Consider the following 236-nt stretch of genomic DNA (forward strand, 5'->3'; position numbering starts at 1 on the left):
GACCTTGAACGCCCAAATCAGTTTCGGCTTATCGTTCGTCTCGTAGTCCATACGAAACGTGTTTGGTGCGATGACCAGACCGTCAAGCGCAAACGGCGCAGTCTCCCGGGCCTCAGCCAGCGCAGCTTCGAGGAACGCGCGGTTCGGCTGCACTTCGAAGAATGGCACCGTTTCGAATCCCCACTGCTTGGCCTTGTTAAGGCCTTGCCGGACAGTACTGATGTCCTCATTGTGGT

At 56.8% G+C, this 236-nt stretch carries 1 protein-coding gene; it reads right to left on the reverse strand.

What is annotated here, in order from left to right; genetic code table 11:
• Positions 1 to 236: hypothetical protein (locus AC1RPG_RS08980; protein WP_481762639.1), on the reverse strand; the 236-nt coding region annotated here is incomplete at both ends.

The organism is Dellaglioa sp. CoH-57-MRSF-18 (genome assembly GCF_056781995.1).